The sequence below is a fragment of the Streptomyces sp. a15 genome, from assembly GCF_059026085.1.
On sequence record NZ_JBWLKM010000084.1, the window covers coordinates 1 to 24,591 of the forward strand.

Annotated in this window: 29 protein-coding genes and 1 pseudogene; 8 read left to right on the top strand and 22 right to left on the bottom strand. The window is 70.2% G+C overall.

Annotated elements, in window-relative coordinates:
* Nucleotides 1–141 (top strand): annotated as a pseudogene (locus AC5P09_RS42840) (amidinotransferase); the annotation flags it as partial.
* A 43-nt stretch (nt 142–184) separates the two neighbouring features.
* Here AC5P09_RS42840 and AC5P09_RS42845 read toward each other — a convergent pair.
* From AC5P09_RS42845 to AC5P09_RS42855, 3 genes are all read right to left on the bottom strand, one after another.
* Nucleotides 185–340 carry a hypothetical protein gene (locus AC5P09_RS42845; RefSeq protein ID WP_493879105.1) on the bottom strand — a complete coding sequence of 52 codons (156 nt, stop codon included), beginning with the start codon at nt 338–340 and terminating at the stop codon, nt 185–187.
* A gap of 83 nt (nt 341–423) precedes the next feature.
* Nucleotides 424–1,311: a universal stress protein gene (locus tag AC5P09_RS42850; protein WP_493879106.1), complete on the bottom strand. Its 888-nt coding sequence runs from the start codon at nt 1,309–1,311 to the stop codon at nt 424–426.
* Nucleotides 1,312–1,626: 315 nt separating this feature from the next.
* Nucleotides 1,627–1,902: a hypothetical protein gene (locus tag AC5P09_RS42855; RefSeq protein WP_493879107.1), complete on the bottom strand. Its 276-nt coding sequence runs from the start codon at nt 1,900–1,902 to the stop codon at nt 1,627–1,629.
* A gap of 205 nt (nt 1,903–2,107) precedes the next feature.
* Between AC5P09_RS42855 and AC5P09_RS42860 the strand changes: the two genes are divergently transcribed.
* Entirely contained in the window at nt 2,108–3,175 is a 1,068-nt protein-coding gene (locus tag AC5P09_RS42860) for a TerC family protein (RefSeq protein WP_493879108.1), read from the top strand.
* Between the two features lie 288 nt (nt 3,176–3,463).
* On the opposite strand, the gene AC5P09_RS42865 is transcribed toward AC5P09_RS42860, so the two are convergent.
* The 7 genes from AC5P09_RS42865 to AC5P09_RS42895 all read right to left on the bottom strand — a co-directional run bounded on the left by AC5P09_RS42865 (nt 3,464) and on the right by AC5P09_RS42895 (nt 8,515).
* Complete coding sequence (locus tag AC5P09_RS42865; protein ID WP_493879109.1) at nt 3,464–4,033, bottom strand: hypothetical protein; 570 nt, start codon at nt 4,031–4,033, stop codon at nt 3,464–3,466.
* Between the two features lies 1 nt (nt 4,034).
* On the bottom strand, nt 4,035–4,301 hold the full coding sequence (locus tag AC5P09_RS42870) for a hypothetical protein (RefSeq protein WP_493879110.1): 267 nt from the start codon (nt 4,299–4,301) through the stop codon (nt 4,035–4,037).
* A gap of 142 nt (nt 4,302–4,443) precedes the next feature.
* Nucleotides 4,444–5,640, bottom strand: a complete 1,197-nt coding sequence (locus AC5P09_RS42875) for an RNA-guided endonuclease InsQ/TnpB family protein (protein ID WP_493879111.1) — start codon at nt 5,638–5,640, stop codon at nt 4,444–4,446.
* A gap of 546 nt (nt 5,641–6,186) precedes the next feature.
* Nucleotides 6,187–6,600 carry a MerR family transcriptional regulator gene (locus tag AC5P09_RS42880; protein ID WP_493879112.1) on the bottom strand — a complete coding sequence of 138 codons (414 nt, stop codon included), beginning with the start codon at nt 6,598–6,600 and terminating at the stop codon, nt 6,187–6,189.
* A gap of 33 nt (nt 6,601–6,633) precedes the next feature.
* The gene (locus tag AC5P09_RS42885) at nt 6,634–7,545 is read right to left on the bottom strand and encodes a carboxymuconolactone decarboxylase family protein (protein ID WP_493879113.1); all 912 of its coding nucleotides are present in this window, start codon (nt 7,543–7,545) and stop codon (nt 6,634–6,636) included.
* 115 nt (nt 7,546–7,660) lie between these two features.
* Nucleotides 7,661–8,206: a TetR/AcrR family transcriptional regulator gene (locus tag AC5P09_RS42890; RefSeq protein ID WP_493879114.1), complete on the bottom strand. Its 546-nt coding sequence runs from the start codon at nt 8,204–8,206 to the stop codon at nt 7,661–7,663.
* A gap of 45 nt (nt 8,207–8,251) precedes the next feature.
* Nucleotides 8,252–8,515, bottom strand: coding sequence for a GlsB/YeaQ/YmgE family stress response membrane protein (locus tag AC5P09_RS42895; protein ID WP_493879115.1), 264 nt, complete (start codon nt 8,513–8,515; stop codon nt 8,252–8,254).
* A gap of 78 nt (nt 8,516–8,593) precedes the next feature.
* Here AC5P09_RS42895 and AC5P09_RS42900 point away from each other — a divergent pair, with 78 nt between their 5' ends.
* On the top strand, nt 8,594–8,779 hold the full coding sequence (locus AC5P09_RS42900; RefSeq protein WP_493879116.1) for a hypothetical protein: 186 nt from the start codon (nt 8,594–8,596) through the stop codon (nt 8,777–8,779).
* 460 nt (nt 8,780–9,239) lie between these two features.
* Here the strand turns inward: AC5P09_RS42900 and AC5P09_RS42905 are convergent, their stop codons facing one another.
* The 9 genes from AC5P09_RS42905 to AC5P09_RS42945 form a co-directional block, all read right to left on the bottom strand.
* Nucleotides 9,240–10,259 carry a hemolysin family protein gene (locus AC5P09_RS42905; RefSeq protein ID WP_493879117.1) on the bottom strand — a complete coding sequence of 340 codons (1,020 nt, stop codon included), beginning with the start codon at nt 10,257–10,259 and terminating at the stop codon, nt 9,240–9,242.
* A complete protein-coding gene (locus tag AC5P09_RS42910) occupies nt 10,256–11,599 on the bottom strand; it encodes a hemolysin family protein (RefSeq protein ID WP_493879118.1) in 1,344 nt (447 codons plus the stop codon). Before AC5P09_RS42910 ends, AC5P09_RS42905 begins: the two co-directional genes overlap by 4 nt.
* 386 nt (nt 11,600–11,985) lie before the next feature.
* Nucleotides 11,986–13,008, bottom strand: a complete 1,023-nt coding sequence (locus tag AC5P09_RS42915) for a hemolysin family protein (protein WP_493879119.1) — start codon at nt 13,006–13,008, stop codon at nt 11,986–11,988.
* Nucleotides 13,005–14,342, bottom strand: a complete 1,338-nt coding sequence (locus AC5P09_RS42920) for a hemolysin family protein (RefSeq protein WP_493879120.1) — start codon at nt 14,340–14,342, stop codon at nt 13,005–13,007. The genes AC5P09_RS42915 and AC5P09_RS42920 overlap by 4 nt, the downstream gene beginning before the upstream one ends.
* Nucleotides 14,343–14,535: 193 nt before the next feature.
* The gene (locus tag AC5P09_RS42925) at nt 14,536–16,446 is read right to left on the bottom strand and encodes an alpha/beta hydrolase (protein WP_493879121.1); all 1,911 of its coding nucleotides are present in this window, start codon (nt 16,444–16,446) and stop codon (nt 14,536–14,538) included.
* Nucleotides 16,439–17,254 carry an ABC transporter permease gene (locus AC5P09_RS42930; RefSeq protein ID WP_493879122.1) on the bottom strand — a complete coding sequence of 272 codons (816 nt, stop codon included), beginning with the start codon at nt 17,252–17,254 and terminating at the stop codon, nt 16,439–16,441. Before AC5P09_RS42930 ends, AC5P09_RS42925 begins: the two co-directional genes overlap by 8 nt.
* Nucleotides 17,251–18,180, bottom strand: coding sequence for an ATP-binding cassette domain-containing protein (locus tag AC5P09_RS42935; protein WP_493879123.1), 930 nt, complete (start codon nt 18,178–18,180; stop codon nt 17,251–17,253). Before AC5P09_RS42935 ends, AC5P09_RS42930 begins: the two co-directional genes overlap by 4 nt.
* Nucleotides 18,181–18,283: 103 nt before the next feature.
* A complete protein-coding gene (locus AC5P09_RS42940; RefSeq protein WP_493879124.1) occupies nt 18,284–18,949 on the bottom strand; it encodes a response regulator in 666 nt (221 codons plus the stop codon).
* Nucleotides 18,946–20,142: a sensor histidine kinase gene (locus AC5P09_RS42945; protein ID WP_493879125.1), complete on the bottom strand. Its 1,197-nt coding sequence runs from the start codon at nt 20,140–20,142 to the stop codon at nt 18,946–18,948. Before AC5P09_RS42945 ends, AC5P09_RS42940 begins: the two co-directional genes overlap by 4 nt.
* 130 nt (nt 20,143–20,272) lie before the next feature.
* On the opposite strand from AC5P09_RS42945, the gene AC5P09_RS42950 reads away from it, so the two are divergent.
* Entirely contained in the window at nt 20,273–20,887 is a 615-nt protein-coding gene (locus AC5P09_RS42950) for a hypothetical protein (RefSeq protein WP_493879126.1), read from the top strand.
* On the opposite strand, the gene AC5P09_RS42955 is transcribed toward AC5P09_RS42950, so the two are convergent.
* Nucleotides 20,818–21,108 carry a hypothetical protein gene (locus tag AC5P09_RS42955; RefSeq protein ID WP_493879144.1) on the bottom strand — a complete coding sequence of 97 codons (291 nt, stop codon included), beginning with the start codon at nt 21,106–21,108 and terminating at the stop codon, nt 20,818–20,820. The genes AC5P09_RS42950 and AC5P09_RS42955 overlap by 70 nt on opposite strands.
* Between AC5P09_RS42955 and AC5P09_RS42960 the strand changes: the two genes are divergently transcribed.
* Nucleotides 21,038–21,238, top strand: a complete 201-nt coding sequence (locus AC5P09_RS42960) for a hypothetical protein (RefSeq protein WP_493879145.1) — start codon at nt 21,038–21,040, stop codon at nt 21,236–21,238. The two genes, AC5P09_RS42955 and AC5P09_RS42960, sit on opposite strands and share 71 nt — an antisense overlap.
* A gap of 45 nt (nt 21,239–21,283) precedes the next feature.
* Here AC5P09_RS42960 and AC5P09_RS42965 read toward each other — a convergent pair whose 3' ends face one another.
* Together AC5P09_RS42965 and AC5P09_RS42970 are read right to left on the bottom strand one after the other, a co-directional pair.
* Nucleotides 21,284–22,225: a M56 family metallopeptidase gene (locus AC5P09_RS42965; protein ID WP_493879127.1), complete on the bottom strand. Its 942-nt coding sequence runs from the start codon at nt 22,223–22,225 to the stop codon at nt 21,284–21,286.
* Between the two features lie 6 nt (nt 22,226–22,231).
* Complete coding sequence (locus AC5P09_RS42970; RefSeq protein ID WP_493879128.1) at nt 22,232–22,618, bottom strand: BlaI/MecI/CopY family transcriptional regulator; 387 nt, start codon at nt 22,616–22,618, stop codon at nt 22,232–22,234.
* 191 nt (nt 22,619–22,809) lie between these two features.
* On the opposite strand from AC5P09_RS42970, the gene AC5P09_RS42975 reads away from it, so the two are divergent.
* The 3 genes from AC5P09_RS42975 (at nt 22,810) to AC5P09_RS42985 (ending at nt 24,564) form a co-directional block, all read left to right on the top strand.
* Complete coding sequence (locus tag AC5P09_RS42975) at nt 22,810–23,010, top strand: GlsB/YeaQ/YmgE family stress response membrane protein (RefSeq protein WP_493879129.1); 201 nt, start codon at nt 22,810–22,812, stop codon at nt 23,008–23,010.
* 156 nt (nt 23,011–23,166) lie between these two features.
* Nucleotides 23,167–23,742, top strand: a complete 576-nt coding sequence (locus AC5P09_RS42980) for a TerD family protein (protein WP_493879130.1) — start codon at nt 23,167–23,169, stop codon at nt 23,740–23,742.
* Nucleotides 23,743–23,829: 87 nt separating this feature from the next.
* Nucleotides 23,830–24,564 carry a hypothetical protein gene (locus AC5P09_RS42985; RefSeq protein WP_493879131.1) on the top strand — a complete coding sequence of 245 codons (735 nt, stop codon included), beginning with the start codon at nt 23,830–23,832 and terminating at the stop codon, nt 24,562–24,564.
* The last annotated feature ends 27 nt before the right edge of the window (nt 24,565–24,591 follow it).

Consider the following 24,591-nt stretch of genomic DNA (forward strand, 5'->3'; position numbering starts at 1 on the left):
GGCATGCTGCGCGCGCTCGAAGCGTGGGGGTTCGAACCGATCCCGTGCGACCTGCTGCACTACGCGCCGTTCGGCGGTTCATTCCACTGCGCGACACTCGACATCCGGCGCCGCGGCACGCTCGAATCGTATTTCCGCTGATCGGCCCACCGATCCGCACCAGAGAGCGGGCGAGGTCCACGGTTCAGCAGCGGGAGGCATCGTGCAGGTCCGGGCGTCGCTCCCAGAGGGCGGCCAGGCGTCTGAAGTGATGCAGGAGCGAGAAGGTCTGCTCGACGACGTAGCGGAGCTTGCCCGGGCCATTGATGGTGGGGGCGCACTTGCGGAAGATCACCGGCATGATGCGGCGCCTGCGTAGTGCGCGGCGGCTGGGGTTTCAGCGGTGCCGGTCAGGGTGTGCAGCCGCAGCCACCTGTGAGGCAGTCAGAGGTCGGAGCGCACCACAGTGACCGGGCAGCGGGCGTGATGGAGGGCAGCTTGGCTGACTGATCCCACGAGCAGGCCGGCAAATCCGCCGTGCCCGCGTGCGCCGACCACCATCAGTTGGGCGTCCGCGCTCGCTTCGATCAGTGCCGGGCGAGTGCGCCCGCGGACCAGACGGGGCCGTACCGTCACGCCCGGGTACTGCTCGCGCTGTCCTGAGAGAGCTTCGGTCAGCACTCGCTCTTCCTCCTGCCGGAGCCGGTCCACGTCGCCCACCAACTCCACCAGGTCTACCGGCTGGCCCAGAGCGTGCTCGCCGTGGTCGGTCCAGGTGCTCCAGGCGTGGAGCGCGATCAGGTCCGTGCCCCGCAGGGCGGCCTCGGAGAAGGCGAAGGCGATGGCGGGCTTCCCTCGTGGGGAGCCATCGACAGCCACCAGCACCGGACCGGCCGGCTCCGGGCGTCCTCGGACGACCATCACCGGACAGTGGCCGTGCGCACTCAGATGTACGGCGGTGGATCCGAGGAGCAGCTCGGTGAAGCCTCCCGAGCCTCGGTGGCCGACCACGAGGAGCTGTGCCGTGCGCGATTGTGCTTGCAGGACCGTCGATGTCTCACCGGCTATCACGGCGTGGCTGACGTGCAGGCCCGTGGTCTGGCTCCGCGCGCGTTCCACGGCGTCCGCCACGATCCGTTCGACTGTTTCGTGCAGGGCGCCGGTGAGAGGTCCCAGCGGCGAAGAACCGGGCGGTGCGTGCATGGCGGGCCACAGAAAGGCGTGCACCACGCGCAGCTCCACACCTCGCAACGACGCCTCCTGGGCTGCGGCGCCCACCGCTGCCAGGGCGGAGGATGAACCGTCCACTCCCACTACCACCGGCCCGTTCATTGCCTGCTTCTCCCATCCGGGGCGCCGTAGCCAGACGCATGCCACCCGCCCGGGGCACCGGGGCAGGGGAGCGTTCTTGTACGTGGGGCGCTCGCCTGCCGTGCTGTCATTCATCCTCAGCTTCCCCCGAGCCCTGGCCCGGGGCCACAGGGCCGTCCGATGCCCGCAGTACGCCGCTCGGGGCGCACGAGCGAAAGGCCCTTCCGTGGGCAGCACGGGGCTGACAAAGGGCCGGAATCTGGTGTGCCACTGTCCCGCCGACACGCCAGCCAGCCTCACAACCCCCGAGGCCCCGGCGCCGGGCGACGCCCGGGCTCAGAACGCCCGTGGGGACATCACCGTCTCCGCTCCGGCGATCACGGCGGTACAGCGGGGCGCGCCGGGCCCAGGCGTGATACGTACGGTCACAGGCAGTGGAGGATCGGTGGGGAGTTCGCCGGTGAGGATCAGGGGCCGGCTCCCATGGATCTCGGCGCGGCCGGTTTCCTTGCCGTCGACCAGCAGCTCGGCCGCTCCACGGTGGCCGCCGTCGATGTTCACGGTCACCGAGTGTCCCCTGGCGTCGAGGTGGAAATGGTGAGTCCGCGCCATCGCAAGTCTCCCTGGGGCATCGGCAGCCTCTACCCGAAGCATGGCCCCGATCGCTCGCCGCCGCCCGTGCTGAGGGTTGCGGCTGGTGGAGCCCGGCCTGCTCCGCCGGTGTTTTCTGCCCCTGGTGTCGCCCAGTGCAGTGAAATGCCGCAGACTCCCGTATAGGGCCCACTATCGGCGTGGGCTGCGGAGTAGGTGACCGGTTGTGCTTGAGGTCCCGTTGTGGCTGTGGGGGGCGTTCGCCGCGACTGTAGTGGTGTCGCTGGCGGTGGACCTGCTGGCTCACCGCACCGCGCATGTCATCGGCTTCAAGGAGGCCGCCGCCTGGAGCGCCCTGTGGGTGGGCCTGGCTCTGGTCTTCGCCGCCGTGGTCTTCCTCGTTCTCGGCACGACGGCCGGTACCGAGTACACCACCGCGTGGCTGCTGGAGAAGAGCCTGTCGGTGGACAACCTGTTTGTCTTCGCCGTGATCTTCGCCTACTTCAAGGTGCCCCGCGCCTACCAGCACCGAGTGCTGTTCTTCGGCGTGATGGGCGCCCTCGTCTTCCGCGGGATCTTCCTCTCCCTCGGCGTCGCCGTCGTCAGCCGCTTCACCGCAGTGCTGTTCGCCTTCGCCGCCGTTCTCTTCTACAGCACCTACAAGCTCCTCAAGGACGAGGAGGAAAGCTTCGACCCCGGCAAGAGCCTCGCCCTGCGGCTGCTCCGTAAGATCATCCCGGTCCGGGACGAATACGCGGGCATGAAGTTCTTCGTCAAGGAAGCCGGCAAACGCGTGGCCACCCCGCTCCTCGCGGTGGTCGCCGCGATCGAGGCAGCAGACCTGATCTTCGCCGTCGACAGCGTCCCCGCTGTCCTCGCCGTCAGCGACGACGCCTTCATCGTCTACACCAGCAACGCGTTCGCCATCCTCGGCCTGCGCGCCCTGTACTTCATGCTCGCGGGCCTGCTGGACCGCTTCCACTACCTGAACAAGGGCCTCGCGATCATCCTGGCCTTCATCGGCGTCAAGCTCATCCTCCAGGCATCCCACAAGCTGATCAGCACCAGCATCCCGGAAATCCCCTCAACCATCAGCCTCGCGGTCATCGTCGTTGTGCTGGCCGCATCCGTCGTATTCAGCCTGCGGCGACCCGCACCGCTCCACCTGCCCCCCGCCGCTCAGGAGGAGAAGCCGCCCTCCGTGTCGGACACCGCTACCGAGAACCCCAGGTCCACCGGCGCACATGCCGAGCAGGACCAGCAGCCGGATGATCCGCCCCGACCGGCGCACTGACCAGCGCCGCACAATCAGCGGCAGGTGGCCCGACCCCTTCTCCGACCGCACAGCCTATTGTTAAAGAATGAGCAAAGCCGAGCAGGAACCCACTCCCCGGGGGACGCCTGTGTGCCCGGTCTGCAAGCAGCCCCTGGAGATGACCATCAAGAGACGGCACAAGACGCTCGGAATCTTCGTGCCCGTGTGGGGCCCGCGCCCCTGCCACAACCCTGACTGCCCCGAATACCTGGAAAAGCCGGAGCTCGACAGCCCCCAAGACCACTGACGACACGCCGCACACAACCATTACGCAGCAGGGCGTGCGGGCGTCACAGCACCCGCCCGGCCCTCAGCGGCCTGCGCAGAACGGCTGCCAGCACACAAGGCTGCCGGTACGGCGACGGCGGACACCGCCGCCCACGCAGCCACGGGGGCCAGGCCACAGCCCGCCACGTAGTACTGCAGCGTCACCACCAACGGCAGATGCACGATGTAGTCGCCGTACGAGTCCGCGGCCAGCTCCCGGGACAGGCGGCCGCCGCTCCCGACTGTCTCGCGAAGGGCTGTGAGCAGGCCCACGCTCAGAGCCACGCACAGGGCGCTCTCGTAGGCCGCCCACAGCGCGGCACTTGCGGGGGCAGCGCTCCTGTTCGCCACACCCGGTGCGGGCACCGAAGCGGTCGAGCCAGCCGTGTTGGTGGGCGAGGACGCCGAGGGTGAAGAAGGCGGGTACTGCGGGAGTCGGGCGGGTTCGGTCTGAAGGAAGTCAAGGAACGGCACCCAGGTGTCCAGTGGGTAGCGCAGGCGGACCGCGAAGGTTGCCGCAGCGAGGACGGTGGTGAGCCCGAGCAGGGCCCGGTGCCCGGGAGTCGGCAACCTACGGCGCCCGTACGGCCGGCCCGGCGCCGGAAGAGCCGGCCTGGCGCCAGAGCACGTACAGGACGCTGTAGGCGAGCAGGTTCCGGATGAACCACAGGTGGCCGAACTGCAGGTCGGGCCAGGACGGTCCGCTCCAGTCGGCGGGCCTGTCGCCGAGGCCGAGGTAGACGCCGGTGAAGTAGCGGGGGAAGGGGATCAGCCGGTAGCCGCGGTAGTGGACGTAGTACGCGTACATCAGGCCCGGCACGATCCTCAGTGCGCCCACCAGCAGCGGTACCCCAGGCACAGCAGACGGCCCGTCAGGAAGCGGCGGGCGCCGCGGCGTTCGTATGAGCGGGGGACGAAGACCGCGGAGACGAAGAAGAACAGACTCTTGACTTCCTCCCCCTCGTGAACGAGGGGGATTCCTACGGCTCGCGCCGTGGGGTTTTCTGCTTCGTCGCCGACTGCCCGCCCGGAGAGCTCCGTTGAGGTCTTACACCGGCTCCACAGACTGTCACCGCCAGCCCGGCGGCCAGAAGGTTCTTCGCCGCGTTCACGTCCCGGTCATGGGTCGTACCGCAGGCGCACGTCCACGTACCGACGCTGAGCAGCATCCTCTCCTGCAGGGTGCCGCAGACGGAACACAGCCTGGAGGAGGGGAAGAAGCGGTCCACCGCGATCACTTGACGCCCGTACCAGGCGGCCTTGTACTCCAGCTGGGAGCGGAACTCGCTCCAGCTCGCGTCCGAGATGGCCCGGGCGAGCGTGTGGTTCTTGACCAGGTTGCGCACGGTCAGGCCCTCGATCACGAGCGTTTGGTTTTCACGCACGAGCCGAGTGGTGAGCTTGTGGAGCATGTCGCGGCGCCGGTCAGCGATCCTCGCGTGGACCCTGGCGACCTTACGCCGGGCTTTACGGCGGTTGGCGCCGTCGCCCTTGGCCTTACGGGACAACTCCCGCTGGGCCTTGGCGAGACGGGCACGGTCGCGGCGTTCATGCCGGGGGTTGGCGATCTTCTCCCCGGTGGAGAGGGTCAGCAGGTGGTTGAGGCCGACATCGATTCCGATTGCCGCATCAGTGGCGGGAAGCGGCTTGACATTGGGGTCCTCGCACAGCATCGAGACGAACCAGCGGCCGGCCGCGTCCTGCGACACGGTCACCGTGGACGGCTCGGCGCCTTCGGGCAGCGGCCGGGACCACACGATGTCCAGCGGGTCCGCCATCTTCGCCAGGGTCAGCCGGCCGTCACGGAAGCGGAACCCGCTGGTGGTGTACTCCGCCGACTTCCGCGACTTCTTCCGCGACTTGAAACGCGGATACTTCGCGCGCTTGCCGAAAGAGTTGGTGAACGCGGTCTGCAAGTGCCGCAGCGTCTGCTGCAGCGGAACCGACGACACGTCGCCCAGGAACGCCAACTCCTCGGTCTTCTTCCATGCCGTCAGCATCGCGGAGGTGGCGTTGTAGTTGACCCGCTCCTGCCGCGCCCACGCCTGTGTACGGGCGGCGAGCGCCAGGTTGTAGACCTTCCGCACACAACCGAACGTGCGCGACAGCTCGTCCGCCTGCGCATCACTCGGATAGAAGCGGTACTTGAACGCCCGCTTCGCATGGTTCACGACCATGCTCACAAATTAGCTCAGCTTAAGTAAAGATCAAACCTGCGGGTCAGGGCACTGTCATCCGCCCTGACGGCGAATCCCAGCTCCCTGCCCTGCTCCGCAGGGGTTTCGTTTCCTCCCCCGGCTCAAGCCGGGGGTATCCACGAAAGGACTCAGATGAAGAACGACCCGTCGACGGCGGACACGTCGCGAGGGCGCCGGAGCGCGGCTGTCGCGCGACGTGCCACCAGTCGGCGGGGCCGTAGGGCTGCGCGGCGTGGTGGCCGATGACCAGGACGATCAGGGTGATGCGGAGGTTGTCCAGCCAGGCAAGACGTGTGCCACCGGGCTGGAGAGTGCGGCGGCACCGACAGCGATGAAGAGGAAGTGTCCATGCATTCAATCTTGTAAACACACGTACACCTCGCACTCGCCAAGACCCGCCGAGCCGTCATGCAACCTTCATGGATGATGGTGCCGGGCCTCATCGCTTTGACCAGCAGTGATGGGGTGTGGGGTGGGCCCAGGACTTTGCAATCGTCCCGTCCGGTGTGCGGGCACCGTCGGCCGTCACGACACGGTGCCGGCGGGAATGTGCGGCCCAGCGGTCTCTTCCGCTGCCAGCGCCTGGTAGTAGTCGACCTTGGAGCCCAGGGCCTCGAGGCACTCGGTGAGCTCGGCAATCCGGTGGCGGACAGCTTCTTGATGGCGGCGCAACACCTCCAGTCGGTCCGAGGCCGTCCTGTCGCCGGCTCTGCGCAGGTCCGCGAAGTGCTTCATGTCCCGGATGGGCATTCCGGTGGCGCGCAGTCGCATCAGGAAGCTGAGCCAGGCGAGGTCGGCGTCACGGAACCGGCGGCGACCGTCCGAGCCGCGGTCGACGGGGTCGAGTAAGCCGATGCGTTCGTAGTAGCGCAGGGTGTGTGCGGTCAGGCCGGTCAGCTCGGCGGTTTCGGCGATGGATCGTGTGCCGGTGGTGGTCATGGTGCGACCGTACGGGCCAGGTGCGGTCCGGCGTCAACGGTGCCTCTCCTCGAACACCTCCCGTGCCACGGTGATGGCATTCAGTACCCGGGGGAAGCCTGCGTACGACACGAGATGGATCAGGGACTCGATCACCTGGGCGTGACTCAGCCCGACGTTCAGGGCGGCTCCCAGATGGACCCGGAGCTGGGGCGCGGTGTCGCCGAACGCGGTGAGTGCGCCGATGGTTACCAGCTGGCGCTGTTGTCCGTCCAGCCAGGGGCGGTGGTAGACGTCACCGAAGGCGAACTCGACGACGTAGCGGCCGAGATCGGGGGCGATGTCCCGAAGGGAGTCGACGACCTCCAGGCCGTGTTCGCCATCGACCTTCACCAGGTTCTCCTTTCCACGCTCGTAGCGGTCGCGCGTATCGGTCTGTTCCGGCGGCTCGAACCGCACTCCGCGCTCGGCAAAGACCTTCCGGGCGACGGCTACCGCGTTGAGGGCCCTGGGGAAGCCCGTGAACGGCACCGTATGGATCAACGCCTCGGTGATCTCCACGGGGGTCAGGCCGACTTGAAGTGCGGCGTCGATGTGGAAGTCCAGCTGAGGGGCGGTGTCGCCCTGTGCGGTCAGGGCGCCGACCGTCACCAGCTGTCGCTGTCGGGCATCGAGACCAGGCCGGGAGTAGACGTCGCCGAAGGCGAACTCCACGATGTAGCGGCCGAGATCGGGTGCGATGTCTTCCAGTGAGTCGACGACGGAGGTCCCGCGCTCGCCGGCTATTCGCTGTAGCGCCGCCATGCCCCGGGCGTACCGGTTGGTTTCTGGTGACGGCGACGTAGGTGAGGCCGATGCCGTACCTGTTCCGGCCGGGACTCCGACGGCGGCAGCGGCGCCGAGTAGTACTCCCTTGGTCAGTAGGGACCGGCGGTCGGGGGCAGGAGTGTGCTCTGTGGTCTCCATGCCCGGGACGGTAGGCGTTCGCGCGCGCTCGAAGACAAGGCCGGATCCGTCCGCGTCAGGGTGGGAGCGAAGTGTGAAGTCAACACCGCCACATGATCATGACTGGAGACAGACCCTAGCCCCGGCGCCCTTCCTCCAGCCGACCGTAGTAACTCCGCAGCAGTAGCCGCTGGTTGGCCGAGCTGCGGCGGGCCAGGACCTCGGGAGCGAACATCGGCTCGTCGAGGTTGGGCTGCATGACCCGTTCCATCAGGAGCGGGCCGATGATCAGGCAGAGCATCTGGAACGGGGCCCACTCCTCGTCGGGGCCGTCCCCTCCGTAGTCCGCGGACAGCCGCTCCAACTCCGCTCGGGCGCCGGACAGCAGGCGGCCGAAGAGTGCGGCGCTTGCCTCGCTGTCCTCCAGTAGGACGTGGCGCAAGTAGCCGCGCAGCACCGGGTCCGCGCCGAAGAGGCGGGCGGAGGCCTCGCCGAGCGAGACCATCAGGCCCTTGGCCGGGTCCGGCTCCAGGCTGTTCAACTGCTCGGTGATGCGGTCCAGCACGTACTCGTCGACCGCCGCCCGCAGGCCCTGCTTGGAGCCGAAGTGCCGGGTCACCAGTGCCGTCGCCTCACGCAGCCGTGCCCGCCCCGTCAGATCGCTCTTCGCCACCGCCCGCACGGCGGAAGCGTAACCACCCCGCCCGCAGGCGGGTGGGGTGTGGGGTCAGCGGCGGACCTTGGCCCGGTCCAGTGCGGCGACGCCGAGGGCGGCCAGGCCGATCTGGATGGCCAGTTCGATCCAGTCGACGCCCTTGGTGTCGGCCACGTCGAACGCCACTGCGATGCCCGTGCCGACAAACGCCGCAGCGATGCCGAGGAGGATCGTCCACAGCACGCCGATGCGCTGGCGGCCCGGGATGACGAGTCGCCCGAGTACACCGATCACGATGCCGATCACGACGGCGCTGATGACACCCGAGATCTCCATGGTTGCCCCCCTTTGAGAAGCCTGCTCATCTCAGGTGTGCCCCGAGGGACGCGGCACAGTCCCCTCCGCTTCCTGGGAGTGGGACGCCGGGAAGCGTTGCAGGCTCGCTTCGAGGTCGTCGAGGGCTTGCCGCGCGGCGGCGATGCGGGCATGGAGTTCGCGTTCGGCGTCGTCCGCTGGACCGGTCTGCCGAGGCGGCTGCGGTCCGGTGGGAGTCCGCGCTTCGTCCTGCTCCCGCTCCAGTTCGCGGACCTCGTCCAGTGAGCTGATGACGACGCCGATGAGGACGTTGACGAGGACAAAGCACTCCGCTGTACGTCTCCGCGCCCAGCAGTGCCGCGTTGGCGAGGATCAGGCTGAACACGGTGAGGGCGAACCATCGGGCCTGCGTGATGGCGCGGGCCTGTTCCGCCAGCCTCCGGCGGGAGGGCCGCCACGCCTTGGCCGTCGGGTCGTGGTGGTCGGTCATCCTGCTGTACCTGCCCCTTCGCGCAGCGCGCTGCGCCCGGCCAACCAGGCGGAAGGCGGGTCTGCGAGCGATCCTGCTCCAGGAGAGACTTCTACAGCACTGTAGATGCTCGCATGGCTTTGGGGGCGGCTTCAGCACGAGGCCCCGCCGCTCACGCACCCGAACACCGATGCCTGATGTGTGACCGCCTGGCAGACACCTCAAGGGGCGGGCAGAATGGCCCGCCCCTTCGAAGGATGTTGCTCGCTCGGGAGGTCAGGCCGCCTGCGGCTGCAGGTAGCGGGCGAGCAGGTCGTCCAGGCTGACCATGCCGGTGAGGCGGCCGGTGTCGTCGCAGACGAGGGCGAGCGTGGCGCGGTGCCTGCGGAGCAGGTCGATCGCCTCGGCGACCGTGGCGTCCGCGCTCAGTTCCGGTACGGGCCGGGCCAGGGTGCGGGCGGTGACGGTACGGCCCTGAGCGCGGGCGACCAGCGCGTCGCGGGCGTGAACCGAGCCGAGGACGGTGCCGCCCTCGCGGACCAGCAGCCGGGTGCGGTCGTGGTCGGCGGCGGTACGCAGGATGTCGTCGATGCCCGCGTCGCCGTCGACCGCGGTGATCTCGGCGGCCGGGACCTGGAGGTCGCCCACGGGTGTCTGCGGTTCGGTCAGCGAGCGGGTGATCAGCTCGGAGTCGGCCGCGCTGATCAGACCGAGGCGCTGCGACTCCTCGACGAGATGGGTGAGTTGCTCGCGGTTGTGGACCGAGGCCAGCTCGTCGCGGGGGGTGACCCGGCACAGCCGTACGAGGGCGTTGCTGATCTGGTTGAGCAGCCAGATCAGCGGCCGTACCGCCTTCACCACGGCCCTGAAGGGCGGGGAGAGCAGCATCGCGGAGCGCTCGGGGTGGGCGATGGCCCAGGACTTGGGGGCCATCTCGCCGAGCACCATGTGCAGGAACACCACGACGGCCATGGCGAACGCGAAGGCCACCGCGTAGCTGAGCGCGCTGGGCAGACCCAGGTCATGCAGCAGCGGGTCGATTTCGTGCGAGAGGGCGGGCTTGGACACCGAGCCCAGGCCCAGGGTGCACACGGTGATGCCGAGCTGGGCGCCGGCCAGCATCAGTGACAGCTCGCGCATGCCCGCGAGGGCCGCCTTGGCGCCGCGTCGGCCGTCGGCCGCGGCCTTCTCCATGCGGTGCCGTTTGGCGGCGACCAGCGCGAACTCGGCGGCGACGAAGAAAGCGCTACCGATCAGCAGCAGTACGGTGACGAAGAGCGCCATCGGGAAACTCATGCCTTCTCCTCCGCACGCTCGGTCACTGCCGTCCGCTCGATGCGCACCCGTTCCGGCACGTGCCGGTCCAGGGTGCGTACGTCGATCTTCACGCGTCCCGCGTCGGGCAGTTCGAGGGTGAGCCGGTCGCCGATGGCCGGGAAGCGGCCGAGGCGGTCCACGATCAGGCCGGCCACCGTGTCGTAGTCCTCCTCCTCGGGCAGCTCGATGCCGGTCGCCTCGGCCACCTCGTCCAGGCGGCGCCCGGCGTCCACCAGCCAGCCCTCCCCGTCGGCGACGGCGATCTCGGTGACGGTGTCGGACTCGTCGGCGATGTCGCCCACCAGTTCCTCGGCGATGTCCTCATAGGTGACAATCCCCGCGACCCCGCCGTGTTCGTCCAGGACGACGGCGAACTCGTCGTCCTGCTCCCGCATCCGGTCGACGGCGTCGGGAAGCGGCAGCGTGTCCGGCAGCAGCAGCGGGCGGCGGGCGAGTGCGCCCACAGTGGTGCCGGCGAGGCGGTCGGCAGGCAGGTGCGTCAGTTCCCGTACACCCAGGACGCCTGCGATGTCGTCGGGGTGGTCGCCGAGGACCGGATAGTTGGAGTGGCCGTGCCGGGCGATCAGGTCGACCGCCTCGGCGGCGGTGGCGTCCTTGCGGACGAAGACGGCGTCCGCGCGCGGCACCATCACCTCGTCCAGCGTCCGGTCGGAGAACTCCAGGGCGTGGTCGAGCAGGTCGGCGGTGTCCTTGGGCAGCTGGCCGTGCTCGTGGGACTCGCCGATCAGGTGGCCGAGCTCCTCCAGGGTCGCGCCGTGGTGCAGTTCCTCGACGGGCTCGATGCCCACCTTGCGCAGCAGCCGGTTGGCCGCGCCGTCGAAGACGTGGACGACCGGACCGACGACCTTCAGATACGCGAGGGTGGAGGCGGCCAGGGACTTCGCCAGCCGCTCCGGGATGGCGATGGCGAGGTTCTTCGGGGCGAGTTCGCCCAGCACCATCTGCACGACCGTGGCCCCGACGAAGGCGAGCACGACGGAGATGCCGCTGACGGCGCCGTCCGGGATACCGATGCCGGTCAGGGCGGGCTTGAGCAGCGCCGACACAGACGGCTCGGCGATGAAGCCGACGACCAGGCCGGTGACGGTGATGCCCAGCTGGGCGCCGGACAGCATGAAGGACAGGCGTTCCAGCACTGTCAGGGCGCGGGCGGCCCTCCTGTCGCCGGCCTCGGCCTCGCGGGCGAGGGCGAGGCGGTCGGCGGAGACGTACGCGAATTCCTGCGCGACGAAGTAGCCGGTGCCGGCGGTGAGGACGAAGACGGCCAGCAGGCCAAGTACGGCATTCGCGGCACTCATCGAACACCGCCCCGCCGTGTGTCGTGCTCAGGAAGGACCTGGCGGGATGGTCTGGGGCAGTGCCCCGAGGAGCCCGTCGATCTGGCGGACAAGGCTGGTACTCCTCCGATAGCAGTGGGATCGGACAAACGATTCTGGCCGTATCCAGGTTCCCGGCTCATCCGGGCTCTCCATGAACCGCGGACTTCTCGCGGCCTTACAGCATGGGCGGTGGCGTCCTCGGACAAGGGGCCCGTGGAGCGGACAGGTGCGGCATTCCTGACCGTCTTCGGCCTGGTGTGGTGGCCGGCGGGCACAAGCCACAGGTCCGCTTCACAACACCTCCGGGCGATGGCGGGCCATGCCGGGCCGCCTCGTGCGGGGGCGCGTACGAGGCGGCCCGGCGGTCACGCGGCGGCCTGTGCCGGGCCGACCAGCTCGGACAGGACGTCCTCCATGGTCACAAAGCCGATGACCGCACCCGTCTCGCCGGTGACCGCTGCCAGATGGCTGTCGGCGGCGCGCAGGGCGGTGAGAGTGTCGTCCAGCGGAGTGTCGATGCGGACCTGGGTGACCGGATGCAGCGCGCTGCGCGGGAACGGCTGGTTCCGTTCGGTGATGCCGAGGGTGTCCTTGATGTGCAGGTAGCCGAGCAGGGTGCCGCTCGGACCGGTGACGGGGAAGCGTGAGTAGCCCGCTTCGGCCGCGATCCGCTCCAGCTCGGCCGGGCTGACCTCGTGTCCGACGGTGCGCATCCTGTGTGCGGGGACGAGGATCTCGCCCACCGGCCGGGTACCCAGTTCCAGTGCGTCGCGGAGGCGTTCGCCGTCGGCGGGCGCCAGCAGGCCGGCCTCGCTGGAGTCGACGACCATGCGCGCGAGCTGGTCGTCGGTGAACACCGCCTCCACCTCGTCCTTCGGTTCCACCCTGAGCAGCTTCAGCAGGGCGTTGGCGAAGGCGTTGATACCGAAGATCACCGGCTTGAGCGCCCGGGTGAGGGCGACCAGGGGCGGGCCGAGCAGCAGCGCGGTGGGGACCGGCGCTGCGAGCGCGATGTTCTTCGGGACCATCTCGCCGATCAGCATGTGCAGATACGTCGCCAGGCTGAGCGCGATGACGAACGCGATCGGGTGCACCAGGCCGTGCGGGAGGTGGGCCGTCTCGAAGGCAGGCTCCAGCAGGTGGGCGATGGCGGGTTCGGCGACCGCGCCGAGCACCAGAGAGGAGACGGTGATGCCGAGCTGGGCAGTGGCCATCATCGCCGAGAGGTGCTCCAGGCCCCACAACGTCATCCGGGCCCGCTTGTCACCCTCCTTCACCCGCGGCTCGATCTGGCTGCGGCGCACGGAGATCAGGGCGAACTCTCCGCCGACGAAGAACGCGTTGGTCAGCAGGGTCAAGGCACCGATGGTGAGCTGCAGCGCGGTCATCGGGACTCCTCCCCCGCCTGAACCGGCACCCGGACCGGTTCGGTAATCCGGACGCGGTCGGCACGGTGGTGATCGACGTCGAGAACATGAAGCCGCCAGCCGTCGTCGAGGTCGAGGGTGTCGCCCTTGGCCGGGATGCGCGCGAGGCAGGTGGCGACCAGGCCGGCCACCGTCTCGTACGGGCCCTCCGGCGCCGTCAGCCCGATCCCGGCGAGCTCGTCGATGCGGACCGATCCGTCCGCCTCCCACACCGCACGCCCGTCCCCGGTCCTCGGGACCGGCAGCAGATCAGGGACCTCGATGGGGTCGTGCTCGTCACGGACCTCGCCGACGACCTCCTCCACGATGTCCTCCACCGTCGCCACCCCCGCCGTGCCGCCGTACTCGTCGATCACCACGGCCATCGTGCGTGTCTCGCGCAGCCGCTCCAGCAGCCGGTCGGCGGTCAGGCTGTCCGGCACCAGCAGCGGAGCGGTGGCCAGCTCGGTCACGGACGTGAGCGGCCGCTTCTCCGGCTCCAGAGCGAGCACGTCGCGGATGTGGACGGTGCCGACGACCTCATCCAGGCTGTCGCGGTAGACCGGGAAGCGGGACAGGCCGGTCGCGTACGTCAGGTTCGCCGCGTCGGCCGCCGTCGCGTGGGCCTCCAGCGCCCGCACGTCCACCCGCGGAGTCATCACGTTCTCGGCCGTGAGCTCGCTCAGGTGCAGGGTGCGCACGAACAGCTCGGCGGAGTCCGCCTCCAGCGCGCCCTCGGCGGCCGAGTGCCGGGCGAGCGCAACCAGCTCCTCGGGACTGCGGGCGGAGGCCAGCTCCTCAGCGGGCTCCAGGCCGAAGCGGCGTACGAAGCGGTTCGCGGTGTTGTTGAGATGTCGGATGAACGGGCCGAACGCGGCCGTGAAGCCGCGCTGAGGTCCGGCGACCACCTTGGCCACGGCCAGCGGGCGGGAGATCGCCCAGTTCTTCGGCACCAGCTCGCCGACCACCATCAGCATGACGGTGGAGACGACCACGCCCAGCACGGTCGCCACCAACGAGGCGGCGCCGCCCAGGCCGACCGCCTCCAGCGGGCCGCGCAGCAGTGCGGCGAGCGACGGCTCGGCGAGCATGCCGATCACCAGCGAGGTGACGGTGATGCCGAGCTGGGCGCCGGACAGTTGGAGGGTCAGACGGCGTACGGCCTTCAGGGCGCCGTCCGCGCCGCGCTCGCCCGCCTCGGCGGCGCGCTCCAGGTCACCGCGCTCGACGGTGGTCAGGGAGAACTCGGCCGCCACGAACAGCGCGCAGGCGAGGGTGAGGAGCAGGGCCAGCAGTAGCAGCAGGATCTCGGTCACCGTGCCACCCCCGATGCCTCACGCATGTGTCTCGGGCGGGGTATGGCACGGCTGGTACTGGGAGGCTCACCCATCTCGGGATCGTCTCTCCTTCTCGTGACTCGTCATGCGTAAGACAGTGGGTGTAGAGGCAGGATCACCTGCCTCTACACCCACTGTAAAGGAACCGCCTGTAAAGGAACCGCGAACAACCTCACCCGGCCAGGGGGCCGAGGAGCAGCGGCAGTGAGCGGTGCAGTTCGCGGGTTCCGTAGGCGGGGTGGTGGGTGCCGGTGTGGAAGTGGGTGACCGCCGGGGTGCCGAGCCGGTCCAGTTCGGCGGTCAGCGAGCGGTTCATCGTGCGGAGGTCGGCCTCGGCCGGGTCGTACGCGCTGCCCGGCGGGTCCAGCGGTCCGGGGTGTCCGTCGCCGACGGACAGGTAGAGCCGGATGCCGCGTAGCCGCTCGGCCAGGTGGTGCGGGTCGTGGGCCTCCCAGATCTCCCGCTGGGCCACCGGGTCACCCCACAGCCCGGCCAGGCTCCCGCTTCCGCCGTACGCCTCCTCCAGGAGCGGCCACTGCTCGCGCATCCGCGGGTGGAGCAGATGCACCGGACCGCTGTAGCTCGCCGCCGCGGCGAACAGGCCGGGCCTGCGCGCCGCGTACGAGACCGCGCCGAAGCCGCCCATCGACAGGCCCGCGACCGCCCGCCGCTGTCCGGCGCCGTAGCCGCGCTCCAGCAGCGGACGCACCTCGTCGAGGTGGAAGGTCTCCCAGGCCGGCGGCCCGCCCTTGCCGTCGTTCCACCAGTCGCTGTAGAAGCCGGCGGTGCCGCCCTCGGGCATGACCACCAGCACGTTGCGCAGTTCGGGGATCTCCTCGATGTGGGACTCACGCGTCCAGGTCTTGTACGTCTCCGGTTCGAAGCCTCCGTGGAGGAGGTAGAGCACGGGCCAGCGGTCGCCGGGCGCGCGCTCTCCCCAGCCGTCCGGGGTCAGCAGCCGCACCTTGGCGTCACGGCCCAACGCCGGGGAGTCGAGGGTGAGATCGATCAGCCGGGGGCCGACCCGCTCCTCGGCGACGACGCGGGCGCCGTCGGCCGGGCCCGTCCCGAGGCTCTCCAGCAGCATCGGCAGTGTGCGGTCGAGCTCGCGCCACCAATACGCCGGTGAGTGGGTGCCGGTGTAGAAGTGCGTGGTCACCGGGACACCGGCCTGCTTCAGGCGCGTGGCGAGGGTCCGGGACTCCTCGTTCATCACAGCCTCGGTCGGTGAGTACACGTCCTTCGGGAACGGGTGGGCGGGGTCCTCCAGGCCGGGGATGTTCGGATCGCGTTCGGTGCCCGGCGGGTCCAGGGCGCCGAGCCTGCCGTCGCCGGACGACAGGTGGACCCGGGTGCCGCTGTCGCGCAGGCGCTCTACCAGGTAATAAGGGTCGTGGGCCTGCCAGTTGGCGCGCTGGGTGACCGGGTCGCCCCACAACGCCCGCCAGTCCAGGCCGAGGTAGGTCATCGCGGCCCGGACCGTGTGCGGGTGCTGGAGCGGGTGGACGTAGCCGCTGTAACTCGCCACCGCGCGGAAGAGCCCGGGGTGGCGTGCCGCGTAGGAGATGGCGCCGAAGCCGCCCTGCGACTCGCCCGCGGCCACCCGGCGCGTACCCGCGCCGTAGTCGCGCTCCAGCAGCGGCAGTACCTCGCGCAGGTGGAAGCTCTCCACCGCGGGTGGCCCGCCCCGGCCCTGGTTGAACCAGTCGGTGTAGAAGCCGAACAGCGGCATCTCGGGCATGACGACGAGGGTGTTGCGCAGTTCGGGCTTCTTCTGGACCTCGTACTCCCTGGTCCACGTCTCGTGGTCCCCGTCGCCGCCTGCGAACAGGTACAGCACGGGCCAGCGGTCGTGCGGACCGCGCTTGTCCCAGCCGTCCGGGGTCAGCAGCCGCACCTTCGCCGTGCGCCCCAACGCGGGCGAGCGCACGGTGAGATCGACGATCCGGTCCGCGGCCCGGTGCTCCCTCACCACCTGGGCGGTGTCGTGGGCGTGCCCCTCGGGCGGGACGGCTGCCTGTAAGGCCAGGACGACGATGAGCGCGAGCAGCAGCCGCGCGGCGCTGCGGATCTGGTCAGACATCGCGCCGCCCCAGGACACCCGCGGCCAGGAGCAGCGCGGCGGCAGTGTAGGCGGCGACCAGCCCGAGTGAAGGCCAGGCGGCCAGGCTGCCGACGGCCTCAGGGCTCGCGTCGGAGATCTGGATGAGCTTCTGCACAGTGGCAGTCGGAGTGGCGCCCGCGATCCACCGCTGGAGGTCGCCGAAGAGCGGACCGAACAGGGACGGCAGCAGCATCAGCCCGACCAGGGCGGTGACCGCCCCGGCCGAGTGCCGCAGCAGGGTACCGATCGCCAGCCCCAGGACGCCGACGACCGAGAAGAGCGCGGCTATACCGAACAGCGCGGGCAGCGGCTCCCCTTGAGCGTACGAGCCGTCCAGGACCGCGTCGCCGAGGAGGTACGCCACCGTGCACGCGGCCAGCGATATGACGTACAGCAGGGCCGCGAGCAACGTCGCCTTCGCGGCGAGGACGCGGCCCCGGCGCGGTACGGCGGCGAGCGTGGAGCCGATCGTGCCGCCGGCGTACTCGCCGCACATGGGCAGGGCACCCACCACCCCCGCGATCATCAGTGCGGGGACGCTGAGGGTGAGGCTGCCGCCGAGGACCGTGTCATCGGGCTGGAGGCTTTCGGTCAGGCCGACGAAGACGGCGCCCAGGACGGTCACCAGCCCGACCGCCACCGCCGTCCACACCGTCGAGCGCAGGCTCGCGAACTTCGTCCACTCGAAGGCCACAGCTTCCTTGAAGCCGGGAGTCGTCGCGGCGGTCGTACCCGCCGGCGCGGTGGCCGTACTCGTCGTCACGGTGCTCGTCCTCGTCGTGCTCATGGGATCAGCTCCTCGGTCCATGTACCGCGGTACTCCACCGAGGACCGCGTCATGTTCGTGTAGACCTCCTCCAACGAGGAGAAGAGAGGCGTCAGTTCGTGCACGGCGAGACCGTGTGCGCGGGCCAGTTCTCCGATGGCGGCCGGGGGCAGCCCCGTCACGCACCAGCCGCCGCGGGCGTCCAGACTGGTCAAGGCTCCGCGGGACTCCAGCAGGCCGCGCATCCGCTGGGCCTCGTCGTCAGGGGTGCGCAGCAGCGTGGCACCCTGCGAGTTGGTCTCGATGAAGTCCCGCATGTCGGTGTCGGCAAGGAGCCGGCCGCGGCCGATCACGATCAGCCGGTCTGCGGTCAGCTCCATCTCGCTCATCAGGTGGCTGGAGAGGAAGACCGTGCGCCCTTGTGCGGCGAGGGACTTGAGGAGGTCGCGGATCCAGCGGATGCCCTCGGTGTCGAGGCCGTTGACGGGTTCGTCGAGGATCAGCACGCCGGGGTCCCCGAGCAGCGCGGCAGCGATGCCGAGCCGCTGGCCCATGCCCAGCGAGAGCCCCTTGGCCCGCCGGTCGGCGACCTCCGCGAGGCCGACCGTCTCCAGCACCTCGTCCACCCGGGTACGGCCGATGGCGTTGCTGCGGGCGAGCCCGAGCAGATGCCTGTGCACGCTGCGACCGCCGTGCACCGACTTCGCGTCGAGGAGCGAGCCGACCTCGCGCAGCGGTGCGGCGAGCCGGTCGTAGCGGCGGCCGTTGACGGTGACGGCGCCCGCGCTGGGCGTGTCCAGTCCGAGGATCATGCGCATGGTGGTCGACTTGCCGGCGCCGTTGGGGCCGAGGAAGCCGGTCACGAGGCCCGGCCGGACGGTGAAGGACAACGCGTCGACGGCGGTCTTCTCGCCGTATCGCTTGGTGAGTTCCCGTGCTTCGATCATGCCGTCGACGCTACGGAGCCGGGGCACAACGGACATCTGCCGCCAGGAGTCGGCCACTACTCCCGTGGGAGTACCCGGGCGCCTTCCACGTACCGGGAGTACGTCAGCCCTCTCCCGCCCGCACGATCCCGGTCTCGTACGCGAACACCACCAACTGCGCCCGATCACGCGCCCCGAGCTTGGTCATGGCCCGGCTGACGTGTGTCTTCGCGGTGAGCGGGCTCATGATCAGCCGTTCGCCGATCTCCTGGTTGGACAGGCCACGGCCGACCAGCGCCAGCACCTCGCGCTCCCGGTCGGTGAGCGGCTGGAGTCGCTCGCGCGCCTGCGTCTCGGGTGCCTTCAGCCGGGAGAACTCCTCGATGACGCGGCGGGTGACGGCGGGCGCCAGCAGGCTCTGCCCGGCCGCGACCGTGCGGATCGCGGCGCGCAGGTCGTCCGGCTCGATGTCCTTGAGGAGAAAGCCCGCGGCGCCGGCGCGCAGTGCCTCGAAGACGTACTCGTCGGCCTCGAACGTCGTCAGCACCAGCACGCGTACGGCATCGAGGGCGTGGTCGGCGACGATGCGGCGGGTGGCCTCCAGGCCGTCGGCCCGGGGCATGCGGATGTCCATCAGCACGACGTCCGGGCGGGTGGTGCGGGCAAGCTCGACGGCCTGCACGCCGTCGGCCGCCTCGGCGACCACCACCAGGTCGTCGGTCAGGTCGAGCAGGGCCCGGAACCCCGCCCGGACGACGGTCTGGTCGTCGGCCAGCAGTACCCGGATCATGCCGAGCCGCCGTCCACAGGCAGGGTCGCGTGCACGCGCCAGCCACTGCCGCCCGGCACCGGTCCGGCCTCGACGCCCCCGCTCACGGCCGCGGCCCGCTCTCGCATGCCGATCAGACCGAAACCGTCTCCCACCACGGCACTTTCGACCGTCCCGTCGTCGATGACCTCCACCGTCACCCGGTCTCCGTCCGTGCTTACCGACACCGCCGCGTGCCGGGCGTCCGCGTGCTTGATCACGTTGGTCAGCGCCTCCTGGACGATGCGGTACGCCGCCAACTCCACCAGCTGCGGCAGCTGTCGGCCACCCGTGTCCACATGGAGCGCCACCGGAAGCCCGGTCGCACGCACGCGTTCGACCAGCTCGTCGAGCTGCCCGAGCCGTGGCGCCGGATCGGTCCGCGGGGCGCCGTCCGAGCGCAGCACGGCCACGGTGGCCCGCAGCTCCCGTACGGCCTCCTTGCCCGACGTACGCACCTGCCGCATCGCCGCCCGTGCCACCTCCGGCTTCGTGTCGAGCGCATCGAGGGCGAGGCCGGCCTGCACGGTCATCGCCGAGACCGTATGGGCGACGACGTCGTGCAGCTCGCGGGCGATGCGCACCCGCTCCTGCTCCACCCGGCGCTGCGCGTCCCGCTCCCGGTCGGCCTCGGCACGCTCGGCACGTGCCGCGTACTCGGCCGTCAACTCCCGCCGCCCGCGCACCGCTTCACCCAGCAGCAGGGGAATGAGCGGCCAGAGCATCTCCGTCAGCGGGGCACCCTGCGGCTGCACCACGTCGATGCCCGCGATCACGGCGACGACGCCGGAGGCGAGCGAGGCGATCACGGCGGTACGGACGGTCCGGCGCCGCTCACCCTGCACGGCGACCGCGTACAGCGCGACCATCACCGGCAGATTCAGCAGTTCCCCGATGTGCCCGTACAGCGCCCAGCCCGCACCCGCCGCCCCGGTGACCACGGCGACCGCCACCGGCCACCGGCTGCGCACCAGCAGCGCGGCGATCGACACCGCGAACAGCAGCCAGGTGACCCAGTCGTCCTGCCGGTAACCGGAGGAGTTGGACGCCGCGTCCCCGCCCGTGAACACCGCGACCACCGCAGCGATCGCGAGGTCGGTGAGCGGCGGGGGCGAGGGCCAGGGCCAGGGAAGCCGGGCGATGCGACGCGGCGGCCGCGCGACGGAAGGAGTCACAAACCTCACGATATGAGCGGGCCGGGAGGAGCGCGTACGACGACGGGAGTACCCGGCCCTGTCGGCGCAGGTCACCTGTTGTCCGCCGCCGATGCCAAGCCTCCTGTGGGGCGGGCGGGGTCACCTCGAGGTGACCTTGGACTCTGAGCGGGTCCGCAAGGGGAGTTCCCTGCGACACCTGCGGACGGTTGCTGTCCTGGCCGCCGCGGGGACGCTGGTCAACATCGTGCTGTCGGCCCTTCCACGGGAGCCGATCCTTCTTCCTTTCAGCGCGGGACACCACGAGAACACCTCGGGAACCGCGGCCGTCACAGTTGAGGCCGAAGCCGTGTTCCGGGTACTGGAGGAGGCCGGACTCCCCGTCGAGAACGCCGTCCGCTACGCCCATCGCGACCAGGATCCCGAGGGCCTGCTGGGACAGCGCGGCGGGTATCGCAGCAAGGTCACCTTCGAGGACCGCCGCATCGACGGCGGTGTGGTCGCCGTGCCGGACCCCGCCGGCGTCCAACTCGGCGGTGCGATCGAAGTGTTCCATGACACCGAGGCCGCCCAGGCTGGCGCCGAGCGACTGCGATCTGTGGCGGCCCGGTCCCCGGCCCACGCCGAGCACGCCTACCGCAGTAGGCGGGTTCTGCTGCGCGTCTCCCCCTGTCTGAGCGAGAGCAGGGCCAACGTCTACGGAGCCGCGATCAAGGCCACCGCCATCCCAAGGCCGGCCACGGAACCGAACAGCCTGACTGTCTGACCGGCTGTCACTGGAGGTCGTCGGGGTCGAAGTCCGTTCCGACGACGAGCGTCACCCGTTCCCGGCGTGGCGTCCGCATCCCGTGCGGCCCGGACCGTCGGGCAGCCGCGAGTGAGCACGTCGGCCTGCCGCTCCACCCCCTGTGGATACGTGACCGACGAAGTGCGGATGTTCTGTGGTGCGTTGCCCGTACCGGCGACGGTGAAACCCGCCTCGCGCAGCTGCTCGGCGACGGCCGTAGTCCCTCCCTGGCGGGGGCTTGCCGGCTGGCTGCTGGTCTGCGTGCTGGTGACCCTGGTCTTCATCAGCCTCGTCGCCGCCGGGCTGGCCGTCCTCGTGGACAGCGCCTGAGCGCCTGGGTGGGGCGGTGTTCCGGTTCCACGTGCCCGACACCTCTCAGAGCGGTGTCGCCGCGTGCAGGATGAGGACCATCGTCACCGCGGAGTTCGCGGACGACATCGCGGAGACGGCCGTGCCCGCGGCTGCCGCCCAGGCCGCCAGGCCCACCGCGGTGAACAGGGACGGCCAACTGCGCGCCACCGGAGCGGGATTGAGCAGGGCAACCACGCGGCGCGGCACCGGCCCCGGTGCGGCGAAGCCCGCCAGTGTGGTCGCCGGGGTGCCCCGCGAGACCAGCGCCGCCTTGCCGATCGCGCACGCCACGGTCCTGCGATTGCCGACGGCCTGAGCGGCCTCTTCATCTGCCCACCGCTCGGTCGAGTACGACACCGCGGTACGCAGCGGACGCAGGAACGGGTTGGCGTGCGCGGCCAGTTGCACGGCGAGCAGGAACCGGTGATGCCGGGCGGCCAGGTGCGCCCGCTCGTGGGCGAACAGGGCGCGCCGCTCGGCCGGTTCGAGGCAGGACAGCAGGGCCGTGGTCACGACGACCCGGTTCCGGACGCCGTGACCGGTGCCGGGCAGCGCGTACGCGTACGGCACCTCGTCGGGCAGCACCGCCACCTCTGTGCCGGGCAGCCCGGCCAGTGCCCGGTGGGCGAGCCGGCGTACCCGGCCGTGCCGCCACAGGGTCCGCCCGCACACCACGGCCACCGCGAGCAGCGCGGGGATGGCCGCCTTTCCGGCGACCTCGTCGTACGGGACGGCCTCACGCACCTCCGGATCCGACCAGCCGTCCGGCAGCGGATTGCCAGGCAACTGCGCGGTGCCGACCACCATCAGCAGCCCCAGGCACACGGTGCTGCACACGGCCATGACCGCGGCCACTGCAGTCAGCAGCCGGGTAGCGGTACGCGGATGCAGATGCTGCTCGGCCAGCCGGGCAATGGGCCAGGCGGTCAACGGCAGTACCAGCGGCAGAAAGACGAACACCCCCATGAGGCTTCAGTCTTCCCTCTCTGTCCTGGGCTGACCCAGCACTTCGCGCAGGAGCCGTTCGTCGTCCGGGTCGAGGCCGGTGACGAAGCTGGCCAGCACCGCCTCCCGGTCCCGCTCGCCGTCCAGTACCTTGCGCATCTTCCGGGCGGCGAGGCCCGCCTGGTCCGACGCCGGGGTCCAGGCGAAGGACCTGCCCACCCGTTCACGGGTGACCGCCCCCTTGGCCAGCAGCCGCGTCAGGATCGTGATCACGGTCGTATAGGCAAGATCCCCGCCCAGGCGCTCCTGCACCCAGCCCGCGGTCACCGGACCGTCCGCCTCACGCAGGGCCGACAGAACCTGCCCCTCCAGCTCGCCCTGCCCCCGCCGGGGACGCTGCCGGTGATCCGTCATGCCCTGTCTCCCTTCCGCTGCCGCGCACTTCACGAGCGGTACATCGTATAGAAGCCCGACACCGCTCCCGTGCCACCGCAACCCGCGCACCCAGCACCCTCGCGGCCTCTACAAAATTGTAGAAGATGCGCTGCCCCGGACCCGCCCTTCCGCGCCACGCGGTACGGGCCGACGAGAGGAGACGAAGAGACATGGGCGTCATCGCATGGCTGGTTCTGGGGCTGCCGGCCGGGGCGATAGCCAAGGCCATCCCGCCCGGGCGCGATCCGGGCGGGCTCATCGGCACCACGATCATCGGCGTCACGGGCGCCTTCCTGGGCGGCTGGCTGTCGGCGGGCGCACTGGTCCTGCTGATCGGCTACCGCATCCTCTTCGGCAACTCCCGTGACTGACCGGCACCTCGAGCAGGCTGTCGCCATCCGGCCGCGCATGGCTCATTCGGTGCCGGACTGGCGTGTCACCCTTCCGTATTTTCTACAGTGATGTAGATTTCTCGGTCTGGGTCCGCACCGCAGGCCCCGACTTGAGACATCGAGAAGGAGAGAGCAGTGGGAGTTTCCCTGGCCAAGGGCGGCAATGTCTCGCTCAGCAAGGAAGCGCCGGGCCTGACCGCCGTACTGGTCGGCCTGGGCTGGGACGTGCGCACCACCACGGGCACCGACTACGACCTCGACGCGTCCGCCCTGCTGGTCGACGAGTCGGGCAAGGTCCTCTCCGACCAGCACTTCATCTTCTACAACAATCTGAAGAGCCCGGACGGTTCGGTGGAGCACACCGGCGACAACCTCACCGGTGAGGGCGAGGGAGACGACGAGGTCGTCAAGGTGAACCTGGCCGCCGTGCCCGCCGAGATCGCACGGATCGTCTTCCCGGTCTCGATCCACGACGCCGAAGGCCGCGGCCACAGCTTCGGCCAGGTCCGGGGCGCGTTCATCCGGGTCGTCAACCAGGCCGGCGGTGCCGAGATCGCCCGCTACGACCTGTCCGAGGACGCCGCCACCGAGACCGCGATGGTCTTCGGCGAGCTCTACCGCAGCGGCGCGGAGTGGAAGTTCCGTGCGGTGGGCCAGGGTTACGCGTCCGGCCTGTCCGGCATCGCCTCCGACTTCGGCGTCGGCGTCTGACACCGGACCGGCCACGGCGTCGGGCCCGCTCCCGAGGAGCGGGCCCGGCGGCCACTGCCCACACGCTGATTGCGCGCTGATGCCGAGGTGCCCGATCGCCGCCGTTCCAGCCAGCCAGCCAGCCAGCCAGGAGACCATGCGCCCGGCCCGCCCCGTCTCCGCCCGGAGGACCGAGCGGAATTCGATGCGGTACTGAACCTGGCGCTCAGCACGACGGACATCCGTGAAGCCCTGCTCGCCGACCCCGCCGGCCGGGCCGCCGGACGTCTGCGCGCCCGAGCCTTTGAAGCCGCCGACGCGATCACGGCAGCGGCGGGTGACAAGTACCGTGCGTACCTCGCCGTACGGACGGCCGCCCAGCACAATCAACCTCCCCGGTCTGCCGGCGGCGCTCTGCTGCCGGCCCTCGCCATGCTGACGCCACCCCTCGCCGCCTTGTCCTCCGCCGTCCTGCTGGTGCTCGGATACGCGCTCCAACTGGCCGACGTCCAAGGCACACTTCCCGGCTCGCTCGTCACCGCCGGCTGGGTCCTGGCTCCCCTCGCGGCCGTGAGCGCTCTCATCGCCCTGGCCGCGCTGGTGCGTACGGCGATACGCCGGCGCGGCCTCCCTTCGCCCGACGGCCGCCCCCGCACGATCTCCCGTGACCGCCTGGAGCAGGCCCGCTGGGACTGGCAGCAAGCCCTGCTCGACCGCGGCATGCTGCCCTACCTGCGCCGACGCATCCGTGAAGATGCATCCCTCCGCCCCACGCCGCCCAGGACGGGGCAGCCGACCACACCCTCCGCCGACCCCAACGGCTCCTCCCCGCACACCGACTGACGCCCGCACCGGCCCGGACACCTGCCG